Source organism: Halomonas sp. PR-M31 (assembly GCF_001039575.1).
Classification (GTDB): domain Bacteria; phylum Pseudomonadota; class Gammaproteobacteria; order Pseudomonadales; family Halomonadaceae; genus Modicisalibacter.
In genome coordinates, this window is the sequence record NZ_JIBT01000022.1 from 34,618 (window position 1) to 56,288 (window position 21,671).

The window sequence follows — 21,671 nt, forward strand, 5'->3', positions numbered from 1 at the left end:
CTCGAGTGAAAGCATACCCTCGACAAATGTCGCATAGGCTGTCGCCACTTTATTCTTGACAAGTGGCGCCACCATCGAGGATTTTGGTATACAACTCTGGTACACAAAAACATCTCCGGCTTGCTGAGCAAGGCACCTGAACCACATCGACGTGGGTAACCCTAGCGTTCGAACAGATGCCGGCTCTCATGACCGAGGAAACCTCCATGACCGACAACACTACGCTCTGGATTCGTGATCCGCTCGACTGCGCAGACCCCGACGCAGCAGGCGGCATCGTGATTCAAGGCACGCGCATTCTCGAGAAAGTAGCGGCCGGCGCCAAACCCAAGCGACCGGTAGACAACATCTTCGATGCGTCTCAGCATGTCTTGCTACCTGGATTGGTCAATACCCATCATCACTTCTATCAGACCCTGACCCGCGCCTATTCGCCTGCGCTCAATAAAGAACTCTTTCCCTGGTTGACCACGCTGTACGAGGTATGGGCGAATCTCGACGAAGAGCAGCTGGCGCTGGCCAGCGAACTGGCCATGGTGGAACTGCTGATGTCCGGCTGTACCACCGTGGCGGATCATCATTATGTTTTCTCTGGGGCTTTGCTCAACGCTATCGATTGCCAGGTTGAGACCGCTCAGCGTCTTGGCGTACGCGCTGCGCTGACTCGTGGTTCGATGAGCGTGGGGCAGGAAGATGGAGGTCTGCCGCCCCAGTCCGTCGTGCAGGATGAACGGACCATTCTCGAGGACAGTCAGCGTCTGATCCAGCGCTATCATCAGCGCGGCGACGGTGCCATGACCACTATCGCTCTGGCACCCTGCTCGCCTTTCTCGGTCAGCCGTGAACTGATGCAAGAGAGTGCCCGGCTCGCCGAGACCCAGGACGTACGTCTACATACCCATCTTGCGGAAACCGAAGACGAAACCGCTTACTGCCAGCGTTTGTTCGGCATGCGCCCGCTGGACTATCTGGAAGAGTGTGGCTGGTTGAGCAATAGAACCTGGCTGGCTCACGGCATCCATTTCAACGACGACGAAGTCAAACGCCTGGGCCGTGCTGGCACCGGTATCGCTCACTGCCCGTCCTCCAACATGGTGCTGGGCTCCGGCATGTGTCGTGCCCTGGAACTCGAAGCTGCCGGCGCACCGGTCGGAATAGGCGTGGACGGTTCAGCTTCCAACGATCACTCCAACCTGGCAAGCGAAATGCGTCAGGCGCTGCTGCTGGGTCGCCTGCGCTACTCGCCTAGTCAGGTGACTCACGAAGATATCATCCGCTGGGCGACGCGAGGCTCCGCACACTGCCTGGGCCGCCCGGACATTGGCGACCTGGAACCCGGTCAGCAGGCGGATATAGCGCTCTTCAAGCTCGATGAACTGCGCTTTTCCGGTGCCGAAAACCCTCTGGCAGCGCTGCTTCTGTGTGGCGCCCAGCGCGCGGACCGGGTCATGGTAGCCGGTCGCTGGCGAATCATCGATGGCTTGCCCTGCAAGATCGATCTCGACGCCCTAATGGCACGCCACAACAGTGCCGCCAAACGCTTGCGCAACGCTTTATGACATTTCTTACGACAACAACATCCATTGCAACCCCACCCCTTAGCGACAACAAGAAGCAGGAGCATTGCCGACAATGAGCACATCGACGACCATGACGACGCCGCCGGAACACCCGGAGGATAGCCCACACCATGTCCGCAGCACCCACGACGTCAATGCCATGCCGCCATTGGGGCGCGCCGTCCCTTTGGGCATTCAGCACGTGTTGGCGATGTTCGTGGGCAACGTTACCGTACCCATCATCATCGCCGGGGCGGCCAATTTGCCCGAAGCCCAAACGGTTTTCATGATTCAAGCGGCCATGTTCGTTGCCGGTGTCGCCACCCTGTTGCAATCGCTGGGTATCGGACCGATCGGCGCACGCCTGCCTATCGTCATGGGTACCAGCTTCGGCTTCGTGCCGGTATTGATTCCCATCGCCGGCGACATGGGACTACCCGCAGTACTGGGCGCCTCACTATGTGGCGGCGTGGCCATGGCGTTGGTAGGCCTCTTTTTACCCTGGTTTCGCTTTCTATTTCCGCCGGTGGTCACCGGCACCTTCGTCATCATGCTGGGGGTGCTGTTGATGCCCGTAGGCTTCGCCTATGTCGGAGGCGGTTTTGGTTCTCCAGATTTTGGCGCCACTCACCATCTCCTGTTGGCCGCGCTGGTCTTCGCTGTCACCTTGGGTCTACACCAATATGGCCGAGGTATCTGGTCGGAAGCCGCCCCCCTTGCGGGCCTGTTGGTAGGCTATGGGGCCGCCGTTGCCTTCGGTTACGTGGAGTTCGGCAAGATCGGAACCGCAGAATGGATTTCGATGCCCGTCCCCTTGGCCATCGGTCTTGAATTTCATCTGGCTGCCATCGTGCCGGTCGTACTGCTGGCCCTGGTGACCTGCGCCGAATCCATCGGTGACATCGTTGGCACCACCGCTGGCGGCATGAATCGCGAGCCTACCAAGAAGGAACTTTCCGGCGGCGTCATGGCGGATGGTATCGCCAGCGTTTTCGCCGCTATCTTCAATGCCTTCCCCCAGATCAGTTTCAGCCAGAACGTGGGCATGGTCGCCCTGACCGGGGTCGTCAGCCGCTACGTGGTAGCCATCGGCGGTGGCTTTCTGCTGCTCGCCGGTCTGCTGCCCAAGCTGGGCGCCGTCGTTTCGAGCATCCCCAACTCGGTACTGGGCGGTGCGGTACTCATCATGTTCGGCATGATCGCCAGCGCCGGCATCAAGATGCTCAGCACCGTGGATTTCAACAAGCGAAACATGGTGATTATCGGTGTCTCGCTGTCTCTGGCCATCGGCTTGCCGGCCCAGGAAGGCCTCTATGCCAATCTGTCCACGAACATGCAGGCAATCATCGAATCCGGTCTGATTCCTGGCGCCATCGCCGCCATCCTGTTGAATCTGATCCTGCCAAAGGGTGAAAAGCCCATGCGCGACACCATCTGAGCTTTCCCGAAGGATCGTCTCAGTAAGCTTTTATAGATTCGTTTCTTGTCGGCCCTCACTCGCAGCATGAGTGGGGGCTTTTTTATGCTTACAGCATCCAAAATCCTGTCATCAAGAATTCTGCGACCAAAGCTCTACTTTACGTAAACGTCAACCCTATCTATTCTGCCATTATTATTTTGACGCCGAGCCCTAGCAGGTTCGGTGTACTCCTAATAAACGCCCAGATACGTTCAGGAGCAGCGCCATGTATTCTCCTTATACGCCCCTCGATTTCGGTCTGGATGAAACCCAGACCATGCTACGCGATCAGGTCAACGCCTTTGCCCGAGACGAAATCGCGCCACGAGCAGCGGATATCGACGCCGAGAACGTCTTCCCGGAAGACTTGTGGCAAAAATTGGGCGATATGGGCCTGCTGGGAATCACCGTATCCGAGGAAGATGGCGGCTCCGGCATGGGCTATCTTGCTCATTGCATCGCCATGGAGGAAATCTCTCGAGCCAGCGCATCCGTGGGGCTCTCCTATGGCGCCCATTCGAATCTTTGTATCAACCAGATAAAACTCAATGGCAGCCCTGAGCAGAAGGCCAAGTATCTGCCCAAGCTGATAAGCGGTGAGCACGTCGGCGCCCTGGCCATGTCCGAACCCGGTGCCGGCTCCGACGTGGTATCCATGAAGCTGCGCGCCGAGAAGAAAGACGACAAGTACGTGCTCAACGGCAACAAGATGTGGATCACCAACGGCCCGGACGCTCAGGTGCTGGTGGTCTATGCCAAGACGGATCCCGGAGCCGGCTCAAAGGGCATCACCGCTTTTCTCATCGAAAAGGACTTTTCCGGTTTCTCCACGGCGCAAAAGCTCGACAAGCTGGGCATGCGCGGTTCCAACACCTGCGAGCTGGTATTCGACAACTGCGAAGTGCCCGTTGAAAACGTGCTGGGTGAAGAGAACAAAGGCGTCAAGGTGCTGATGAGCGGGCTGGACTTCGAGCGTACCGTGCTGGCCGCTGGACCCATCGGCATCATGCAGGCCGCCCTGGATGTGGTGCTGCCCTACATCCACGAGCGTAAACAGTTCGATCAGTCCATTGGCGAGTTTCAACTGGTGCAGGGCAAGGTGGCGGACATGTACACCACGCTGAACGCCTGTCGTGCCTATTTGTATGCGGTCGCCGCCGCCTGTGATCGCGGTCAGACCTCGAGGAAGGATGCCGCGGGGGTCATCCTGTTCTGCTCCGAGAAGGCGACTCAGGTGGCGCTGGATGCGATTCAGCTCCTCGGTGGCAATGGCTATATCAACGAGTATCCGACGGGGCGTTTACTCCGGGATGCCAAACTCTATGAGATCGGCGCCGGCACCAGCGAGGTTAGGCGGATGCTAATAGGTCGCGAATTATTCAACGAATCTGCATGACACGGTAGGAGCCCAATTTATTGGGCGATAAATGGCGAATCAACGCATTCATCGCTCGGTAAACCAAGCTCCTACATCCACCGACTCAATGCCGATAGCCGAATTCAAGGAATCGCCATGGCAATCCTGCAGACCCAGATCAACCCGCGCACCGAGGCCTTCCAGGCCAACGACAAGGCGCTGCGCGCCGAGGTCGACAAACTGCATACCCTGACCGCATCCATCTGTCGGGGCGGTGGCGACAAGGCCAGGGAGCGCCACGAATCTCGGGGCAAGCTGTTCGTGCGGGATCGTATCGATCATCTTCTCGACGAAGGCGCGCCCTTTCTCGAGATCGGTGCCCTTGCCGCCCATGAGGTCTACGAATCCCCGGTACCTGCCGCCGGCGTGGTGGCCGGGATCGGCCGGGTATCCGGTGTTGAATGCGTGATCGTCGCCAACGACGCCACGGTCAAGGGCGGCACCTACTATCCGCTGACGGTAAAAAAACATCTGCGTGCCCAAGAGATCGCCCGCAAGCATCGTCTGCCCTGCATCTACCTGGTGGATTCCGGCGGCGCCTTTCTGCCGCTTCAGGACGAAGTGTTCCCGGACCGGGATCATTTCGGGCGCATTTTCTTCAATCAAGCCACCCTTTCCGCAGAAGGCATTCCTCAGATCGCCGTGGTCATGGGCTCCTGTACCGCCGGCGGCGCCTATGTGCCGGCCATGGCGGACGAGTCGATCATCGTGCGGGAACAGGGGACCATCTTCCTGGGCGGCCCGCCTCTGGTGAAAGCTGCCACCGGCGAAACCATTAGCGCCGAGGATCTGGGCGGCGCCGACGTGCATGCCAAGATCAGCGGCGTGGCGGATCATTACGCGGACAACGATGCCCATGCCCTGCAGCTGGCGCGCCGCGCGGTGTCGCGATTGAACTGGCAAAAACGCGGCCGGCTTGCAATGAAGGAACCCAAACCGCCACGCCTGGACCCGGCAGAGATCTACGGCATCGTCGGTACCGATCTGCGCAAGCCCTATGATGCACGGGAGGTCATCGCCCGCTTGATCGACGACTCGGACTTCGATGAGTTCAAACGCTACTACGGCGATACCCTGGTCACCGGCTTCGCTCATCTGCAGGGTCATCCGGTGGGCATCATCGCCAACAACGGCGTGCTGTTCTCGGAGTCGGCCCAAAAAGGCGCGCATTTCATCGAGCTCTGTGCCCAGCGCAGGATTCCCCTCATCTTCCTGCAGAACATCACCGGCTTCATGGTGGGCTCCAAGTACGAGCAGGAAGGCATCGCCAAGCACGGCGCCAAGCTGGTCACCGCCGTGGTCTGTGTCAACGTGCCCAAGTTCACGGTGTTGATCGGCGGCAGCTTCGGCGCTGGCAATTACGGTATGTGTGGCCGCGCCTATGAGCCTAATCTATTGTTCATGTGGCCCAATGCGCGCATCTCGGTGATGGGCGGCGAGCAGGCTGCTAACGTGCTGGCCCAGGTCAAGAGAGAACAGCACGAACGCCATGGCACTGAATGGAGCGAGGAAGACGAGGCGGCGTTCAAGACGCCGATCCATGAACAGTACGAGCATCAGGGGCATCCCTATTACGCCAGTGCGCGACTCTGGGACGACGGCGTGATCGATCCGATTCAGACCCGAGATATATTGGGGTTGGCTATATCCGCGGCGATGAATGCGGAGGTCGAGGAGACGCGCTTTGGTGTATTTCGGATGTAGGCCACTGTTTTGTGGGAGCCCAATTTATTGGGCGATCAATGCTGGATTGCCCACCATCGCTCGGTAAACCAAGCTCCTACATTGGCCAGATACTCCAAACCCACATGAGGCGAGATTGCCGCCATGCCTGATACAACGAGCTATTCCCGACTGCGCATCGACGATCGCAGCGTCGCCTGGCTGACCTTGGATCGCCCCGAGGTGCACAACGCCTTCGACGACGCCCTTATTCATGAACTCAACAACCATCTCGACCAGCTATTCGAAGCCGTTGAGCGCGATGAGGTTCGGGTACTGGTGCTCGGCTCAGAAGGGAAACACTTCTCCGCCGGCGCAGATCTGAACTGGATGAAGCGCATGGTCGACTACAGCTTCGAGGGCAATCTGAACGACTCTCGGGAACTGTCACGTTTGATGCATCGCCTCGATACCCTGCCCTGCCCTTCACTATGCCGGGTACAAGGCGCCGCCTATGGTGGCGCGGTGGGATTGGCCGCCTGCTGCGATATCGTCATTGCCTCGGAGGCGGCGCGTTTTTGTCTCTCCGAGGTGCGAATCGGTCTATCTCCCGCAGTGATCAGCCCCTATGTACAACGCGCCATTGGCGAGCGGCAGATGCGCCGCTATGCGCTGACCGCCGAAGTCATTGATGTAACCACTGCCCAGACGCTGGGGCTCGTGCACGAAGTGACCGCCAAGGAAGGGCTGGATGAAGGCATCGAATCCCTTATCGATACCCTGCTTGCCACCTCACCTCAGGCAAGTCGTGCCACCAAGGCACTGCTGGCGGATGTTGCCCAAGAACGTGATTCTGATGCCATCCGGGAACGCTGTTGCCAGGTCATCAGCGAGCTGCGTGTGAGCCAGGAAGGCCAGGAAGGACTCAGCGCCTTCTTCGACAAGCGCCTGCCAAGCTGGAAACCGACTGGCAATCAGAACGATTCGAGCGATAAGCAAAACGACGATCAAAACAAGGAATCGCGCCCATGAGTCTTGCCAACGCGCCGACGCCACTGTCCACGGTATTGATCGCCAATCGCGGCGAGATCGCCTGTCGCGTGATCCGCACCGCGCGACGGCTGGGCCTGAAAAGCGTGGCAGTCTACTCGGATGCGGATGCCATGGCCTATCACGTGCGAGAAGCGGATGAAGCGCTGCGCCTTGGCCCTGCGCCGGCCCGGGAAAGCTATCTGAACGTCAAGGCAGTCATTGAAGCCGCCAAACGGTCCGGGGCCTCGGCCATTCACCCAGGCTATGGCTTTTTATCCGAGAATGCCGAGTTCGTCGCGGCCTGTGAGCAGGCCGGCATCGTATTCATCGGCCCGCCGGCCAGCGCCATCGCCGCCATGGGGGATAAATCCGCCGCCAAGGCACGCATGGACGCCGCAGGCGTACCTCTGGTGCCGGGCTATCACGGCGACGACCAGGATGAGGCCACTTTAAAGACCGAGGCGGATCAGATCGGCTATCCGGTATTGCTCAAGGCCAGCGCCGGCGGTGGCGGCAAAGGCATGCGCATCGTCGAGCGCGGCGAGGATTTTCAGGCAGCGCTTGAAGGCTGCCGTCGTGAATCCCAGGCGGCCTTCAACGATCAGCGCATGCTGATCGAGAAATACCTGACCCAGCCTCGCCACGTCGAAGTACAGGTGTTCTGCGACAGCCACGGTGACGGTGTGTACCTGTTCGAGCGGGACTGCTCGGTGCAGCGCCGCCATCAGAAAGTGCTGGAAGAGGCGCCGGCGCCGGGCATGACCCAAGAGCTGCGTCGCCAGATGGGCGACGCCGCGGTTCGCGCCGCCAAGGAGATCGGTTATGTGGGCGCCGGCACCGTCGAGTTCCTGCTCAATGCAGACAACAGTTTTTATTTCATGGAGATGAACACCCGTCTGCAGGTGGAGCACCCGGTCACCGAGATGATCACCGGCGAGGATCTGGTGGAATGGCAGCTGCGAGTAGCGGCGGGTCTACCGTTGCCCAAGCGCCAGGAAGAACTGACAATCACCGGACATGCCTTCGAGGCAAGGCTCTATGCCGAAGATCCGGAACAGGATTTCCTGCCGGCTACCGGCCATCTTGAACGTTTTGAACTTGATATGGCTGGGGCAAATCTAGACCCCTCCCGGGTTCGTCTGGATAGCGGCGTCGAGGCCGGCGACGAGATCACGATGTACTACGACCCCATGCTCGCCAAGCTGATCACCCATGGGGACGACCGTGACCAGGCCCTGGCGACCCTCAACCGGGCCCTGTCGGCACTGGATGTTTCCGGCGTGACCACTAACCGCGCCTTCTTGCAGCGACTGGCCAGTCATGCGGATTTCCGCAAGGCCGAACTGACCACTCGTTTCATCGAGCTGCACGAGGCTGAGCTATTCAGCAAGGCAACTCTCGACAACGAGGCTTATGCCAGCGCGGCGCTATTCGCCCTTGATCTTTTACAGCGTGAGTCCCATAAGGATTCACCCTGGGCGCGTCGTGACGGCTGGCGGTTGAACGCGCCGGCCCGAATCCGCATCGCCCTGACGGACCCGGCCCACGCCGGTGATGACGCCGACAGCTCTGCCATCCTGACCGTACTGGCCGAGCGTCAAGGAAAGAGCGCCTGGCGATTGCAGGTGAACGATCACATCCTTGAAGGTCAGCTACAGAGATTGGAAGGCGATGGTGTTGCCATCCTGCTGGACGGCCATCGCCGTCGCTGGCTGGCCCGACGCGACCGCACTCCTCACGGCGACGTGCTGGTGCTTGGCGATGCAGAGCAGGAGACGCGCCTGTTCTGGCGTCGCCTGGACGCCGTCGATCACGGCCATCACGAGGTGGATGCCACCCTGACCGCCCCCATGCATGGCACCGTGGTAACGCTTCTGATCGAACCCGGTGAGCGGGTCGAAAAAGGCACGCCGCTGATGGTCATGGAGGCAATGAAAATGGAGCATACCCTGAACGCGCCCGCGGATGGGGTGGTCGAAGCGTTTCATTTCGCCGCCGGCGATACCGTCGGCCAGGGGGATGAATTGCTGACGTTCAATGCCGACGAGTGACAAAATCTGTCAATAATCGCCCGGTAAATCAGGCTCCTAACAAGCCAGCGACTACCGCTCTTGTAGAAGCTCGCTTCAGCGAGCGATAGTCGTTGACAGAGCACACAGACAGGAGAAACAGATGTCCTTTCCTTCCTCCGTGCGCCTTGTAGAGGTTGGCCCGCGAGACGGCCTTCAGAACGAGCCGGAGCCAATCGATACCGCCACCAAGCTTGCACTGATCGATCGACTGGGACTCGCGGGTATTCGTCATATCGAAGCCGCCAGCTTCGTCTCGCCCAAGTGGGTGCCGCAGATGGCGGATCACCGCGAGGTAATGAACGGTCTTGAGCGACGCGAGGGCATCACCTATTCCGCACTGACCCCCAACCTCAAGGGGCTAGAAGCGGCCCTGGAATGCGGTGCCGAGGAAGTCGCCGTATTCGGTGCAGCAAGCGAGACTTTCTCCCAGAAGAACATCAACTGCTCCGTGGCGGAATCACTTGAACGTTTCGCTCCAGTGCTGGAACGCGCCAAGCAAGCGAACGTTCGCGTGCGTGGCTATGTCTCTTGTGTGCTTGGCTGCCCCTACGAAGGCGAGATAGCGCCTGACAAGGTTGCCAAAGTTTCCAAGGCATTGTTCGAGATGGGCTGTTATGAGATCTCCCTGGGCGACACCATCGGCACCGGTACCCCACTGAAAGCCAAGCGCATGCTCGAAGCGGTAGCCAAAGAGATTCCCATGGCCAAACTGGCTGCGCATTTCCACGATACCTACGGTCAGGCGTTAGCCAATCTCTACGCGGTACTTGAAGAAGGCATCGCGGTCATCGACAGTTCCGTCGCCGGCCTCGGCGGCTGCCCCTATGCCAAAGGCGCATCCGGCAATGTTGCCAGCGAAGATGTGGTCTATCTTATCAATGGACTTGGAATCAAAAGCGGCATCGATCTGGATGCTCTGGCTGCCACTGGACACTGGATCACCCAGACCATTGGACGACCCAACCGCTCGAAGGTAGGCGTGGCGCTTTCCAAAAAGTGAATGTTCCAAAAAGTGAATGTTCCAAAAAAGTAAATGGCCACGAAATGACCGATCAGAAACAGGCTCAGGCTCAGAGATGTGACTCGTGATGAAACTTCGCCGCATTGGAATCATTATTCTTATCCTATTCGCTGTGCTTGGTGTTGCAGCTTTTGCTCTGGCCTGGCGCTCGGAAATACCCGCTGTCACCGAGAATGCGCTCCCCGACGCGGATCACTCTCTGGCATCCAAAGGATTCGTGCTGGCAGAACTTGGTAACTGTGCCAGCTGCCATACCGCAAATGACGGGCAGCCCTACGCCGGAGGTCGCGCCATGCCAACACCCTTTGGCACGATTCGCGCCACCAACATTACGCCGGATCGCGAGACCGGCATCGGCACTTGGACGGAGGAAGCCTTTGCCCGGTCCATGCGCGAAGGCATCGATCGCGAAGGCGCCCATCTTTACCCGGCCTTTCCTTACACTCATTTCACCAAGGCAAGTGATGAGGACATTCGCGCCCTTTACGCCTTCCTGCGCTCACTTCCCGCAGTAACACACGACGTGGCCGCAAACGATCTTGCGTTTCCCTTCAATATTCGCGCCCTGGTGGCGGGCTGGAATCTGTTGTTTCTCGACAAGGAAGAGCTCGAGCCCGTGTCGGATCAAAGCGAGCAGTGGAACCGAGGCCGCTATCTGGCAGAAGGCTTGTCTCACTGCGGCGCGTGCCACACGCCTCGCAACATAATGGGCGCCGAAAAGTCCTCGGAAAGGTATCAGGCGCGATGATCGACGGCTGGTATGCCCCGCCCTTGAGCGGTGATGATGCACGCCCATGGAGCGTTGATCAGCTAAGCGATTATCTTGCCACCGGCTTCCAGCAGGATCACGGTGCTGCCGCCGGTCCCATGGCGGAAACGACCCTCAACCTGCGTCAGGCGTCGCCCTCTGACATAGAGGCCATTGCCGTCTATACCGCCAGTCTGAGCGACGGCAACGAGCAGAAAATGACGCCTATCGACAATCAGAACATCGAGGTGTCCCCCTCGACCCACAGTCTGTGGGTAGGCGCCTGTGCGAATTGTCATGAACAAGAAACCGGCGTTGGCCCCTCGAATGCGCTGCCTTTGTCCATCAGCGCGGCACTCCGGCAGTCGAGTTCAGCGAATGCGGTACGCACCATCGTCGATGGCATAGCGTCCTATCGTGACGATGGCGGCCCCTACATGCCGGCGTTCGGCGATATCCTGACGAACGAAGAGATAGTGAAACTCAGCCAGTATCTGCGCCGCCGTTATTCCGATGAGGGGCAGTGGAGCGGGCTCGAGGATGAAATTTCGAAGGCGCGTTCCAGCGCGGATGGAAAGGAATAAAGGATGAGCGTCAAGATCAAGGTCAACGGCACCGTTCATGACATCGACGGTGACCCTTCGATGCCACTGCTCTATGCGCTGCGGGACAATATCGGCCTGCGCGGTGCCAAGTTCGGTTGCGGGCTGGGTCAATGCGGCGCCTGCACGGTGCATGTGGATGGGCGCGCCGTATTTTCCTGCATCACCCCCATCGCTGCTCTCAACGGCCGCGCCGTCACCACCACGGAAGGGTTGCTCGAGGACGGCAAGCCCAACAAGGTGCAGCAGGCTTTTATTGATGAACAGGCGGCTCAGTGCGGCTACTGCATCGCCGGCATGGTGATGCGCGCTCAGCATCTGCTCAATCAAAATCCCGATCCGTCGGATGAGGAGATCCTCACTGGCATGCAGCCGAATCTATGCCGCTGTGGCACCCACGCCGCCATTCTGCGCGCCGTCAAGCGCGCCGCCAGAGCCTAGGGAGAACCAGTTCATGAACCATACGCCCACGCTCTCACGGCGCACGTTCCTGAAAGGTGCTGGCGGGCTGATCGTGACCTTCTCACTGCTGGGCAAGGTCGTGTCCGCCCAGGAAGCTAAGCGCGATCTCAAGACCGGCACCCTGAAATCCGTCGAGGACGGCGTCGTCGAGTCCTATCTGGCCATCGACGAGAACGGCAAGGTCACCGTGTATAGCGGCAAGATCGATTTTGGCACCGGCGTGCGCACCGGCATGGCCCAGATCGCCGCGGAAGAGCTGTCCGTGCCCCTGGACGACGTCACGGTGATCGAGGGCGACACCGCTCTGACCCCGGATCAGGGGCCTACCTACGGCTCCAACTCCATTCAGGAGGCCGGGCAGAATCTGCGCTTTGCCGCCGCCACGGCCCGGGAGGCGCTGCTGGCCGCGGCGGCGAAGCGCCTGAGCGTCGCGCAAGAGGAGCTGACGATCAGCGACGGCGTCATCCAGGGCCAGAACAGTCGCCTAGGCTATGGCGAACTGGTCGGCGACGAGCGCTTTTCTCTCAAGGTAGACGAGAAGGTTCCACTAAAAGACCCGGCAAAATATACCATCGTCGGCCAGCCCATCATTCGTCGCGGCCTGCCGGGCAAGATCACCGGCGACTTCGTCTACATGCAGGATCTGCGCGTACCCAACATGGCTTACGGCATCGTCGTGCGTCCGCCGGCAGTCCAGGCGACCCTGGAAGCGGTGGATGAAGGCTCCCTCGCCCATCTGCCTGACGTGGTCCAGGTCGTGCGCAAGGGCAATTTTCTCGGCATCGTCACTGAAAGCGAATGGTCCGCGGTGCGGGCCGGCCGTGAGATCAAGGCGACCTGGTCGACGACAGAGTCTCTTCCGGAACAAAACAGTCTCTGGGAGCACGTCAGAAACACCAAGATCGTCAAGAACGACGTGACCAGCGACATTGGCAGCGTCGATGAAGCGCTCGAAGCTCCTGGCCGCACGATCAAGGCGACCTACGACTTTGCCCTGCATACCCACGGCTCCATTGGCCCCTCCTGTTCCATCGCGGACTTCAGTGACGGCAAGCTGGTGAGTTGGTCCTCCTCCCAAGCGACCCATCGCCTGCGCCAGGAGCTGGCGGAGATGTTCTCTCTCGCCGACAAGAACGTACGTTGCATCTATCTCGAGGGGGCGGGTTGCTACGGACGCAACGGCCACGAGGATGCGGCAGCGGATGCGGCGCTGCTTTCAAGAGAAGTAGGACGCCCGGTACGGGTTCAGTGGATGCGCCATGACGAACACGGCTGGGACCCAAAGGGCCCGCCCACCCTGATCGACCTGCAGGCTCGGATCGACGATCAGAACCAGGTGAGCGCCTGGCAGTCCGAGTTTTTCATTCCCCAAGGCGCCGGCGGGCGCGTCGGGCTGCTGCCGGCGACCCTGGCGGACCTGCCCACCACCACGGAGCTAAATCCAGGCGGCATCACCAACGACTCCGCGATCCCCTACGGGTTTCCCAATGTGCGCACTATTTGTCATCGGCTCGAATCCACGCCACTGCGCCCTTCCTGGATTCGCGCGCCGGGCCGCATGCAGAACACCTTCGCCAACGAGTCGTTCTTCGATGAAGTAGCCGCAGCACTCGAGATCGACCCTATCGAATTTCGCCGTCAACAGATCGACCCAAACGACCGACGTGGCCATGAGATTCTGGATCGTCTGGAAAAACTGACGGAATGGGAAAAGCGTACCTCTCCCAAACAGGATGTCGGCGACAGGATGCTTTCCGGCCGGGGGGCGGCCTATGTGAAGTATGAGCTCAAGCGCACCTACGTCGGCGCGGTAGCCGACGTCGAGGTGGATCGCTTTTCCGGCAAGATTCACGTCAAGCGCTTCTTCGTGGTGCACGACTGCGGCCAGATCATCAACCCCACTTCCGTGCGAGCCCAGATCGAAGGCAACGTCATTCAGACGACGAGTCGCACCCTTAAAGAGGAGCTGACCTTCGATCGCAAGAGGGTCACGAGCCTTGACTGGGCCACCTACCCGATCCTGCGATTCAAGGAGGTGCCCGAGGTGGTCATCGATTTGATCGACCGTCCGGAAGAAGAGCCCTGGGGGGTAGGCGAACCTTCCTCGGCCATTGTGTCCGCCTGTATTTCTAATGCGGTGTTCGATGCAACCGGTGCAAGAATGCGCTCCGTGCCGTTCAAGCCGGAAAAGGTGCGTGCAGCGCTTTCTTGAACATAAAGACAACCACGGACAGCAGTCATCGTGGCGCTGAAATCCTTTGCGGGAAAACGGCCTTCGCTAACTCCTGGCCACCGCCAGGCAGGACGCTCGGCTGCCATGATGGGATAAGAAGACAAACTCCTCCAGCTCAAGGCCAGCGGCGCGAAGCTGAGCCTTGAACGCCTCTTCGTAGGTCACGCGGCCGAAATCGATGCTCGTTACTCGCTTGAGTACGGGCTTGAAGCGCTCCATCCAGCGAGAAGGCTGCTTTTGAATGGTTTGGGTGAAAAATATCTGCCCACCCGGGCACAAGAGCCCACGGCAATGCCGCAGCGCCTGCTCGGGATCGGGCAGCAACATGAAGCTTGCCGAGAAGTAAACGGCATCATAGGGCCCGCCTTGATGATCGTAGACCGACTCGAGTCGCACTTCCGTGTAGTCAGCCAGTGAGGAGGCTGCCAGCCTTCGCCTGGCGCTTTTCATGTAGTCGGCGTCTATATCGATGCCCGTCACATGCAGGCGTTTACGCTTGACCACCTCGGCATTGGCCACCAGCGCGCCAGCCGTGCCGATGCCCACATCCAGCATGGTGGCGCCCTCGGGTACGCGCTCTAGCACCTGCGCGTACCAGCGGGAGGTGAGCTTGAGGATAAGGGTGTCGTATATGAAGCTACGCATCATGGCTCCCTGCACTGTTATTCTCCCGAAATGATCCAGCGCGCGGCTTTCTCCGCGATCATCAGGGTGGGCGAGTTGGTGTTGCCGCTGGTGATCGTCGGCATGATGCTGGCATCGACGACCCGAAGACCTTGAATGCCTCGCACCTTGAGCCGCGAGTCGAGTACCGCGAAAGAATCGTCGTCACGGCCCATCTTCACCGTGCCCACCGGATGAAAGATGGTACTGGCGATATCGCCGGCAAGCCGGGTCAGCTCCTCGTCGGTTTGATACTGAACGCCTGGGCGCCACTCCTCGGGCTGGTACTGGGCCAGGGCCGGCTGAGCTACGATCTCCCGCACCTGACGCAAACTGGCCGCCGCTACCTGGCGATCCTCATCGGTGCTGAGATAATTTGGCGCAATGAGCGGTGGATCATCGAAGCAATTCGAGCGAATACGCACCGACCCGCGACTAGTGGGGCTAAGGTTGCACACGCTTGCGGTAAAGGCAGGAAACCTGTGCAGTTCTTCACCGAAGGCCTCCAGGCTGAGGGGCTGGACATGGTACTCCAGATTGGCGTGAGGAAGACTTGGATCGGAGCGGGTAAAGGCGCCAAGCTGACTTGGAGCCATGCTCATCGGCCCGGTTCGGCGCAGCAGGTATTCAAGACCGATTTTGGCCTTGCCGAACAGGCTGTTGGTAAGCACATTGAGCGTCTTTACACTTCGTACCTTGAACACGGTGCGGATCTGTAGATGATCCTGAAGGTTCTCGCCAACCCCCGGGGCGTCCTGCACCACCTCGATGCCCTGGGTCTTGAGCAGCGCTGCCGGACCGATACCGGAAAGCTGCAGAATCTGCGGCGAACCGATGGCGCCAGCGGAAAGAATGACTTCACGGTTGGCGCGAACGGTTGTCGTCTCGCTGCTTTTACCACTCTTGCTACCTCGGTGCAGGACGGCACCCACGCAGCGCGTACCGCCCTCTTCCGTTGCGTCGAATATCAGGCGCTCGACCTGGGCACCGGTCCAGACGGTCAGATTCGACCTATCCTTGACCGGGCGCAGGAACGCCTTTGACGTGTTCCAGCGCCAGCCGGAACGCTGGTTGACCTCGAAATAGCCCACCCCGGCATTGTCCCCGGTGTTGAAGTCCTCGGTGCGTTCGAAACCTGCCTGACCAGCGGCTTCGGCAAACGCTTCAAGAATTTCCCAGCTCAGGCGTTGCTTTTCGATCCGCCACTCGCCGCCGTTACCATGCACCTGCGCAAAGCGGTCGCCAGTCTTCGTCTCGGGAGTAGCGCCGTCATCGAGCCGATAATGATCTTCATGGGCCATGAAATCCGGCAGCGAGTTTTGCCAATTCCAGGCGTCATCACCGGTGAGTTCCGCCCACTGATCGTAGTCCCGGGCCTGGCCGCGCATGTAGATCATGCCGTTGATGGAAGAGCAACCGCCCAGAGTCTTGCCGCGGGGATAGCGCAATGAACGCCCATTGAGCCCCGCATCGGGCTCGGTCTGATAAAGCCAGTCGGTGCGCGGGTTGCCGATGCAATAAAGATACCCCACGGGAATGTGAATCCAGTGGTAGTTGTCTTTCTGGCCGGCTTCAAGCAGTAGGACTCGCTTCGAGGAATCCTTGCTCAGGCGATTGGCCAGCAGGCAACCGGCGGTACCGGCCCCGACGATGATGTAATCGAAGGCGTCTCGAGACATGGCGTTGTCCTCCGTCAGCGGGACGCCCCGAGTCAGGCGACTGACTCGGGAGTATTGTTATTGCAAACGAATGAAGGCTGTTGGCCTACTGCTTTGCAGCCCTTGCCGCCCGCGCCGCGTGCAGCTTCTTGTAGCTTTCGATCAGCCGCTGGTGTCTTTCCACCCCTTCCAGCTTCATGCTGGTGGGGGTCAAACCGGGAAAGCGCACCTCGCCATTCACCGAGCCCACCACGGCCTCCATGGTCTCGTTGCCGAACATGCGCCGCAGGTTGTAGAGATAGTCGTCCAGCGCCAGCTCATCGTCCAGAGTGATTTCCAGCACCGCCTGCATCGCCTGATAGAAAAGCCCCCTCGCGACGGTGTTGTCGTTGAACTGCAGGAACATCTCGACCCGCTCCAGCGCTTCCTCGAACTGCTGCAGCGCCAGGTGGATCAGAAGCTTCAGCTCCAGGATAGTGAGCTCGGACCACACGGTGTTGTCGTCGAACTCGATGCCGATCAGGGTGACGATCTTCATCTGCTCGTCGAGTTCGCTCTCCTCCAGACGCTCGAGCAGTGCGGCCAGCTGCGTATCATCGAGTGAATGCAGGTTGAGGATGTCCTCGCGGAAAGCCAGCGCCATGTTGGTGTTGTCCCAGACCAGATCCTCCACGGGATACACCTCGGAATACCCCGGCACCAGGATACGGCACACCGGCGCGCCCAGATCCTCATGGACGGCCATGTAGGCTTCCAGGCCCATTTCCTCGAGAATGCCGAACAGCGCTGCAGCCTCTTCCTCGTTAGTGCCCGAGAAGTCCCACTCGCAGAACTCGACGTCTTGTTTGGCACTGAAGAAGCGCCAGGAAACCACCCCGGAAGAGTCAATGAAGTGTTCGACGTAGTTGTTAGGCTCGGACACCGCCTGGGAATTGAAGGTAGGCGGCGGCAGATCGTTCAGGCCCTCGAAGCTGCGGCCTTGGAGCAGCTCGGTGAGACTGCGCTCGATCGCCACCTGGAGGCTCGGGTGCGCGCCGAAGCAGGCGAAGACGCCGCCGGTCTTCGGGTTCATCACGGTAACGGAGACCACCGGGAACCGCCCGCCAAGAGAGGCATCCTTGACCAGTACCGGGAACCCCTGGGCTTCCACTGCTTCGATGCCCTCAACAATCTCGGGATATTTTGCCAGCACCGCCGGGGGCACGTCGGGTAGCGTGATCTCTTCTTCGATGATCTGCTTCTTCACCGCCCGCTCGAAGATCTCCGATAGGCACTGCACCTGGGCCTCGGCAAGGGTGTTGCCGGCGCTCATGCCGTTGCTGAGATAGAGGTTCTCGATCAAATTGGAAGGGAAATAAACCGTTTCGCCGTCGGATTGGCGCAGGAAAGGCAAGGAGACGATACCGCGGGCCACCTTGCCGGAGTTGGTATCGATAAGATGCGAGCCGCGCAGCTCCCCGTCCGGATCAAAAATCGCCCGGCAATGACCATCCAGTATGCCCGCCGGCAACTCATCGTTGGGCCCGGGCTGGAACCACTCCTCGTTGGGATAGTGAACGAAGGCGCTATTGGCAATCTCCTCGCCGAAGAACTGATCGTTATAGAAGAAGTTGCAGCTCAAGCGCTCGAGGAACTCCCCCAGGGCTGAGCACAGCGCGGCCTCCTTGGTGGCGCCCTTGCCGTTGGTGAAGCACAAAGGCGAGGCCGCATCGCGAATATGCAGCGACCACACATGGGGCACGATGTTGCGCCAAGAGGCGATCTCGATCTTCATGCCAAGCGCCTCGAGCATCGCCGTCATGTTGGCGATGGTCTGCTCCAGGGGCAGGTCCTTGCCCTCGATCCAGGTGTTTTCGCCCTCCACGGTGCCGCTCATCAGCAGCGCCTGGGCATTCTCGTCGATGTTATCGACTACTTCGATCTGGAACTCCGGGTTGTTCTGGATCACCCGCTTTACCGAACAGCGCTCGATGGAACGTAAGATACCGGTGCGATCCTTCTCAGAGAGATCCGCCGGCAGCTCGATCTGGATTCTGAAGATCTGGTTGTAGCGGTTCTCCGGGTCGACGATGTTGTTCTGAGACAGCCGGATGTTCTCGGTGGGAATGTCCCGAGCGTTGCAATAGACCCGCACGAAGTAGGCGGCACACAGCGCCGAGGAGGCCAGAAAATAGTCGAACGGACCCGGCGCGGAGCCGTCGCCCTTGTAGCGGATCGGTTGATCGGTGATGACGGTGAAATCGTCGAACCTGGCTTCTTGGCGCAGGTTGTCGAGATAGTTGACCTTGATTTCCATGGAGAAGAGCCGGGTTGATGACTGTCGGCGCGCCGTAGGCGAGTGACCGGTCATTATCCCGGTTTTGTTGTCCGGCGTCTTGGGTAGTGGATGAAAAATCGGGCTGACTGCCCTGCCCGCTTGCAGTGATAGCCAGGATTGCAATCGGCGGCAAAACAGGTTATGTAGTGATTGATACACATATTTCAAATACGCGTCAATGGATTTCATAGTGACCGATACAAATAATGTCAAAACCTCAGGACGCCCAAGGCAATTTTCCGTGAGTGAGGGCGTTGCCAAGGTAATGCCACTGTTCCATGCGCGGGGCTATGACGATGTCGGCGTTGCGGAGTTGAGCAATACCATTGGCGTGAAGGCCACCAGCCTTTATGCGGCCTATGGCAACAAGCTGGGGCTTTTCGAACGGGCGCTGGCTCATTACGTTGAATGCAGCGGCGGATTCGTCGGCGAGGCCTTGTCCCGGGCCAATTCCGCCGAAGACCTGTTGCCTGAGCTGCTGCGCAGTGCTGCGATCGCCTATACCGAACACCCTGGGCGCCCTGGCTGCATGGTGCTCGACGGTGAGCTGATGACCAGCGACACTCAGGCCGCCGAGCTGATCCGGAACAACATCATTCGGGTCAGATCGGCCATCGCCGACCGGTTTCGGGAGTTCGGCTCGAACGAACCAGAGCGCAACGCCGACCTGGCTATCTTGTTGATGCGGGGAATCTCGGCGAGCGCCCGCACTGGCTCGTCTCGAGAGAGCCTGCTGGACGCCGCGGATTGGATGGCAACAGAATGAATACTCAAAATGTGCCTACTCGGCCTGACCGCTTCCTGTAGAAGACGAGTCTGCCAGCGTCTGATCGCGGTGGCGCACGTAAAGCTGAACGATGGCAGCGGATGCCAGGCGGCTGAGCGTATTGTCGGCGCGACTGGTCAGCATGATGGGCACCCGAGCGCCCAGCACCACCCCCGCTGCATCCGCGCCGGCGAGATAGATGAGCTGTTTGGCGATCATGTTGCCCGCTTCGAGATCCGGCGCAACGAGAATATCCGCATCTCCTGCCACCGGCGAACTGATGCCTTTTGCCTTTGCTGCCTCTAAAGAGACCGCATTGTCGAAGGCAAGCGGGCCATCGATGATGCCGCCGCTGATCTGACCGCGCTCCGCCATCTTGCACAGCGCCGCCGCCTGGATGGTCGAGTCGATCTTGGGTGTCACCGTCTCTACCGCGGATAGCAGCGCCACCTTGGGCACCTCGATGCCCAATGCCTGGGCAAGTTCGATGGCGTTCTGCACGATATCGCGCTTGTCATCGAGGGTTGGATAGATGTTGATTGCCGCATCGGTGATGAACAGCGGCTTGGCGTAATGAGGTACATCAAGGGCATAGACATGGCTCAGACGTCGCTCGGTGCGAATACCCTTGGAGCTGTTGACGACCGCTGCCATCAGCTCATCGGTATGCAGCTTGCCCTTCATCAGGCTTCGACCTTGGCCTGTCGGACCAGACTGACCGCCATCGCCGCGGCGGCGTGACTATGGGGCGTATCTATGATCTCGATTTCTCCGAGATCGAAGCCGGCTTCCATAGCGGCGGCTTCAATCTTGGCTCGCGGCCCCACGAGAACAGGAGTGATGAGTCCCAGATTCGCCGCCTCGAGTGCGCCAGAGAGTGACAGGGCATCGCAAGGATGCACGACGGCGGTACGCGCCGGTGCAAGATCCCGTGTCGCGTCAATGAGCGCCTTGTAGCGTGCCCCGGGTTCGTGCAAAAACACCTGGGGCAAGGAGACTTTCGGCCGACGTACTTTCTTGGACGGCGCAATCACCTCTGCCTCCCCCAGCACTACCGTGTCACCGGCCTGATTGACGCAGGAGCAATCCAGAATCACACGCTTCTTCTCGGGATTCTTCTCCCGCACGGTGACCCGCACCGTCAGGGTGTCGCCAATCTCGACGGGATGGCGAAAACTCAAGGACTGATTGAGATAGATAGTGCCCGGGCCAGGCAATTCGGTGCCAAGCACTGCTGAAACAAGGGCGCCGCCCCACATGCCATGGGCAATCACCCGCTGAAAACTGCCTTCCTGGGCGAAAGCTTCATCAAGATGGGTAGGATTCACATCTCCGGACATGATGGCAAAGAGCTCGATGTCCTCGCGTCTAAGGGTGCGTACCAGCTGTGCCGACTGGCCGACTTCCATCTCGTCGAAAGTTCTGTTCTCGATGTAGTGCATGTTGACTCCCTTTTCTCGTCAGCAGTGACGTCGCCAGACCCAGTGAACGATTACGCCCACCGGGCTAGGTCTTTGGACCAGCCTAACAAAAAGAGATAACGTCTTGTGCGACACCCAAGCGTTTCAAAAAGCACGAATAGAAGGATCACGGCATGAAAACCCAACGACCCAGCGCTACTCCGACAGTGCAACTGGACAACGACCGCGTGATCGTGACGCGCTGGGACTTTCCGCCCGACGGGGAAACCGGCTGGCATCGCCATGAATACGACTATGTCGTGGTGCCCATGGCGGATGGGGTCCTGAACCTAGAAACCCCAGAAGGACTCAAGGAAGACGAATCCTGTCCGAAGGTGTTTCCTACACCCGCTCGGCGGGCACCGAACACAACGTCATCAATGGCGGCGAAGAGTCATTTGCGTTTGTAGAGATCGAGCTTAAATAAGAAATCACCGCAGGCCGCGAAACGCCTCCACCACATGACCGGCCAGTACCTCACTGGCCGAGCCGGCGCTGGCAGCCTGAATCAACAACACCTGGTACTCGCCAAGGGACGGC

The 21,671-nt window shown here is 59.5% G+C and carries 16 protein-coding genes and 1 pseudogene; 13 read left to right on the forward strand and 4 right to left on the reverse strand.

Features of this window, described 5'->3' with window-relative positions; genetic code table 11:
* Positions 1-206: 206 nt before the first annotated feature.
* From CH74_RS06820 to CH74_RS06865, 11 genes are all read left to right on the forward strand, one after another.
* On the forward strand, positions 207-1,559 hold the full coding sequence (locus CH74_RS06820) for an 8-oxoguanine deaminase (protein WP_048306733.1): 1,353 nt from the start codon (positions 207-209) through the stop codon (positions 1,557-1,559).
* 73 nt (positions 1,560-1,632) lie between these two features.
* Complete coding sequence (locus CH74_RS06825) at positions 1,633-2,997, forward strand: uracil-xanthine permease family protein (protein WP_156181408.1); 1,365 nt, start codon at positions 1,633-1,635, stop codon at positions 2,995-2,997.
* 247 nt (positions 2,998-3,244) lie between these two features.
* Positions 3,245-4,414, forward strand: a complete 1,170-nt coding sequence (locus CH74_RS06830) for an isovaleryl-CoA dehydrogenase (protein WP_048306717.1) — start codon at positions 3,245-3,247, stop codon at positions 4,412-4,414.
* A 117-nt stretch (positions 4,415-4,531) separates the two neighbouring features.
* Positions 4,532-6,139: a carboxyl transferase domain-containing protein gene (locus tag CH74_RS06835; RefSeq protein ID WP_048306718.1), complete on the forward strand. Its 1,608-nt coding sequence runs from the start codon at positions 4,532-4,534 to the stop codon at positions 6,137-6,139.
* A gap of 123 nt (positions 6,140-6,262) precedes the next feature.
* The gene (locus CH74_RS06840; RefSeq protein ID WP_048306719.1) at positions 6,263-7,129 is read left to right on the forward strand and encodes an enoyl-CoA hydratase-related protein; all 867 of its coding nucleotides are present in this window, start codon (positions 6,263-6,265) and stop codon (positions 7,127-7,129) included.
* The gene (locus CH74_RS06845) at positions 7,126-9,180 is read left to right on the forward strand and encodes an acetyl/propionyl/methylcrotonyl-CoA carboxylase subunit alpha (protein ID WP_048306720.1); all 2,055 of its coding nucleotides are present in this window, start codon (positions 7,126-7,128) and stop codon (positions 9,178-9,180) included. Before CH74_RS06840 ends, CH74_RS06845 begins: the two co-directional genes overlap by 4 nt.
* Positions 9,181-9,301: 121 nt before the next feature.
* On the forward strand, positions 9,302-10,201 hold the full coding sequence (locus CH74_RS06850; RefSeq protein ID WP_048306721.1) for a hydroxymethylglutaryl-CoA lyase: 900 nt from the start codon (positions 9,302-9,304) through the stop codon (positions 10,199-10,201).
* A gap of 88 nt (positions 10,202-10,289) precedes the next feature.
* The gene (locus CH74_RS18615; RefSeq protein ID WP_253272981.1) at positions 10,290-10,970 is read left to right on the forward strand and encodes a cytochrome c; all 681 of its coding nucleotides are present in this window, start codon (positions 10,290-10,292) and stop codon (positions 10,968-10,970) included.
* Positions 10,967-11,554 carry a cytochrome c gene (locus tag CH74_RS18620; protein ID WP_156181412.1) on the forward strand — a complete coding sequence of 196 codons (588 nt, stop codon included), beginning with the start codon at positions 10,967-10,969 and terminating at the stop codon, positions 11,552-11,554. The genes CH74_RS18615 and CH74_RS18620 overlap by 4 nt, the downstream gene beginning before the upstream one ends.
* A 3-nt stretch (positions 11,555-11,557) precedes the next feature.
* Positions 11,558-12,013, forward strand: a complete 456-nt coding sequence (locus CH74_RS06860) for a (2Fe-2S)-binding protein (RefSeq protein WP_048306722.1) — start codon at positions 11,558-11,560, stop codon at positions 12,011-12,013.
* Between the two features lie 13 nt (positions 12,014-12,026).
* Positions 12,027-14,246 (forward strand): molybdopterin cofactor-binding domain-containing protein, encoded by a 2,220-nt coding sequence (locus CH74_RS06865; protein WP_048306723.1) that lies wholly within the window; start codon positions 12,027-12,029, stop codon positions 14,244-14,246.
* Positions 14,247-14,312: 66 nt separating this feature from the next.
* Here CH74_RS06865 and CH74_RS06870 read toward each other — a convergent pair whose 3' ends face one another.
* The 3 genes from CH74_RS06870 to CH74_RS06880 form a co-directional block, all read right to left on the reverse strand.
* On the reverse strand, positions 14,313-14,912 hold the full coding sequence (locus CH74_RS06870) for a bifunctional 2-polyprenyl-6-hydroxyphenol methylase/3-demethylubiquinol 3-O-methyltransferase UbiG (RefSeq protein ID WP_048306734.1): 600 nt from the start codon (positions 14,910-14,912) through the stop codon (positions 14,313-14,315).
* A gap of 17 nt (positions 14,913-14,929) precedes the next feature.
* Positions 14,930-16,609, reverse strand: a complete 1,680-nt coding sequence (locus CH74_RS06875; protein WP_048306724.1) for a GMC family oxidoreductase — start codon at positions 16,607-16,609, stop codon at positions 14,930-14,932.
* 85 nt (positions 16,610-16,694) lie between these two features.
* Positions 16,695-18,884: an OsmC domain/YcaO domain-containing protein gene (locus CH74_RS06880; protein ID WP_048306725.1), complete on the reverse strand. Its 2,190-nt coding sequence runs from the start codon at positions 18,882-18,884 to the stop codon at positions 16,695-16,697.
* A gap of 262 nt (positions 18,885-19,146) precedes the next feature.
* Here CH74_RS06880 and CH74_RS06885 point away from each other — a divergent pair, with 262 nt between their 5' ends.
* Positions 19,147-19,671 (forward strand): TetR/AcrR family transcriptional regulator, encoded by a 525-nt coding sequence (locus CH74_RS06885; protein WP_053070659.1) that lies wholly within the window; start codon positions 19,147-19,149, stop codon positions 19,669-19,671.
* A 15-nt stretch (positions 19,672-19,686) separates the two neighbouring features.
* On the opposite strand, the pseudogene CH74_RS19985 reads toward CH74_RS06885, so the two are convergent.
* Positions 19,687-21,113, reverse strand: a pseudogene (locus CH74_RS19985) (bifunctional enoyl-CoA hydratase/phosphate acetyltransferase).
* 152 nt (positions 21,114-21,265) lie between these two features.
* On the opposite strand from CH74_RS19985, the gene CH74_RS06895 reads away from it, so the two are divergent.
* On the forward strand, positions 21,266-21,541 hold the full coding sequence (locus CH74_RS06895; protein ID WP_301280848.1) for a hypothetical protein: 276 nt from the start codon (positions 21,266-21,268) through the stop codon (positions 21,539-21,541).
* The last annotated feature ends 130 nt before the right edge of the window (positions 21,542-21,671 follow it).

Coding starts and splice junctions, on each gene's coding strand:
- CH74_RS06820 (WP_048306733.1), top strand. CDS start 207: ATGACCGACAACACTACGCTCTGGATTCGTGATCCGCTCGACTGCGCA.
- CH74_RS06825 (WP_156181408.1), top strand. CDS start 1,633: ATGAGCACATCGACGACCATGACGACGCCGCCGGAACACCCGGAGGAT.
- CH74_RS06830 (WP_048306717.1), top strand. CDS start 3,245: ATGTATTCTCCTTATACGCCCCTCGATTTCGGTCTGGATGAAACCCAG.
- CH74_RS06835 (WP_048306718.1), top strand. CDS start 4,532: ATGGCAATCCTGCAGACCCAGATCAACCCGCGCACCGAGGCCTTCCAG.
- CH74_RS06840 (WP_048306719.1), top strand. CDS start 6,263: ATGCCTGATACAACGAGCTATTCCCGACTGCGCATCGACGATCGCAGC.
- CH74_RS06845 (WP_048306720.1), top strand. CDS start 7,126: ATGAGTCTTGCCAACGCGCCGACGCCACTGTCCACGGTATTGATCGCC.
- CH74_RS06850 (WP_048306721.1), top strand. CDS start 9,302: ATGTCCTTTCCTTCCTCCGTGCGCCTTGTAGAGGTTGGCCCGCGAGAC.
- CH74_RS18615 (WP_253272981.1), top strand. CDS start 10,290: ATGAAACTTCGCCGCATTGGAATCATTATTCTTATCCTATTCGCTGTG.
- CH74_RS18620 (WP_156181412.1), top strand. CDS start 10,967: ATGATCGACGGCTGGTATGCCCCGCCCTTGAGCGGTGATGATGCACGC.
- CH74_RS06860 (WP_048306722.1), top strand. CDS start 11,558: ATGAGCGTCAAGATCAAGGTCAACGGCACCGTTCATGACATCGACGGT.
- CH74_RS06865 (WP_048306723.1), top strand. CDS start 12,027: ATGAACCATACGCCCACGCTCTCACGGCGCACGTTCCTGAAAGGTGCT.
- CH74_RS06870 (WP_048306734.1), bottom strand. CDS start 14,912: ATGCGTAGCTTCATATACGACACCCTTATCCTCAAGCTCACCTCCCGC.
- CH74_RS06875 (WP_048306724.1), bottom strand. CDS start 16,609: ATGTCTCGAGACGCCTTCGATTACATCATCGTCGGGGCCGGTACCGCC.
- CH74_RS06880 (WP_048306725.1), bottom strand. CDS start 18,884: ATGGAAATCAAGGTCAACTATCTCGACAACCTGCGCCAAGAAGCCAGG.
- CH74_RS06895 (WP_301280848.1), top strand. CDS start 21,266: ATGAAAACCCAACGACCCAGCGCTACTCCGACAGTGCAACTGGACAAC.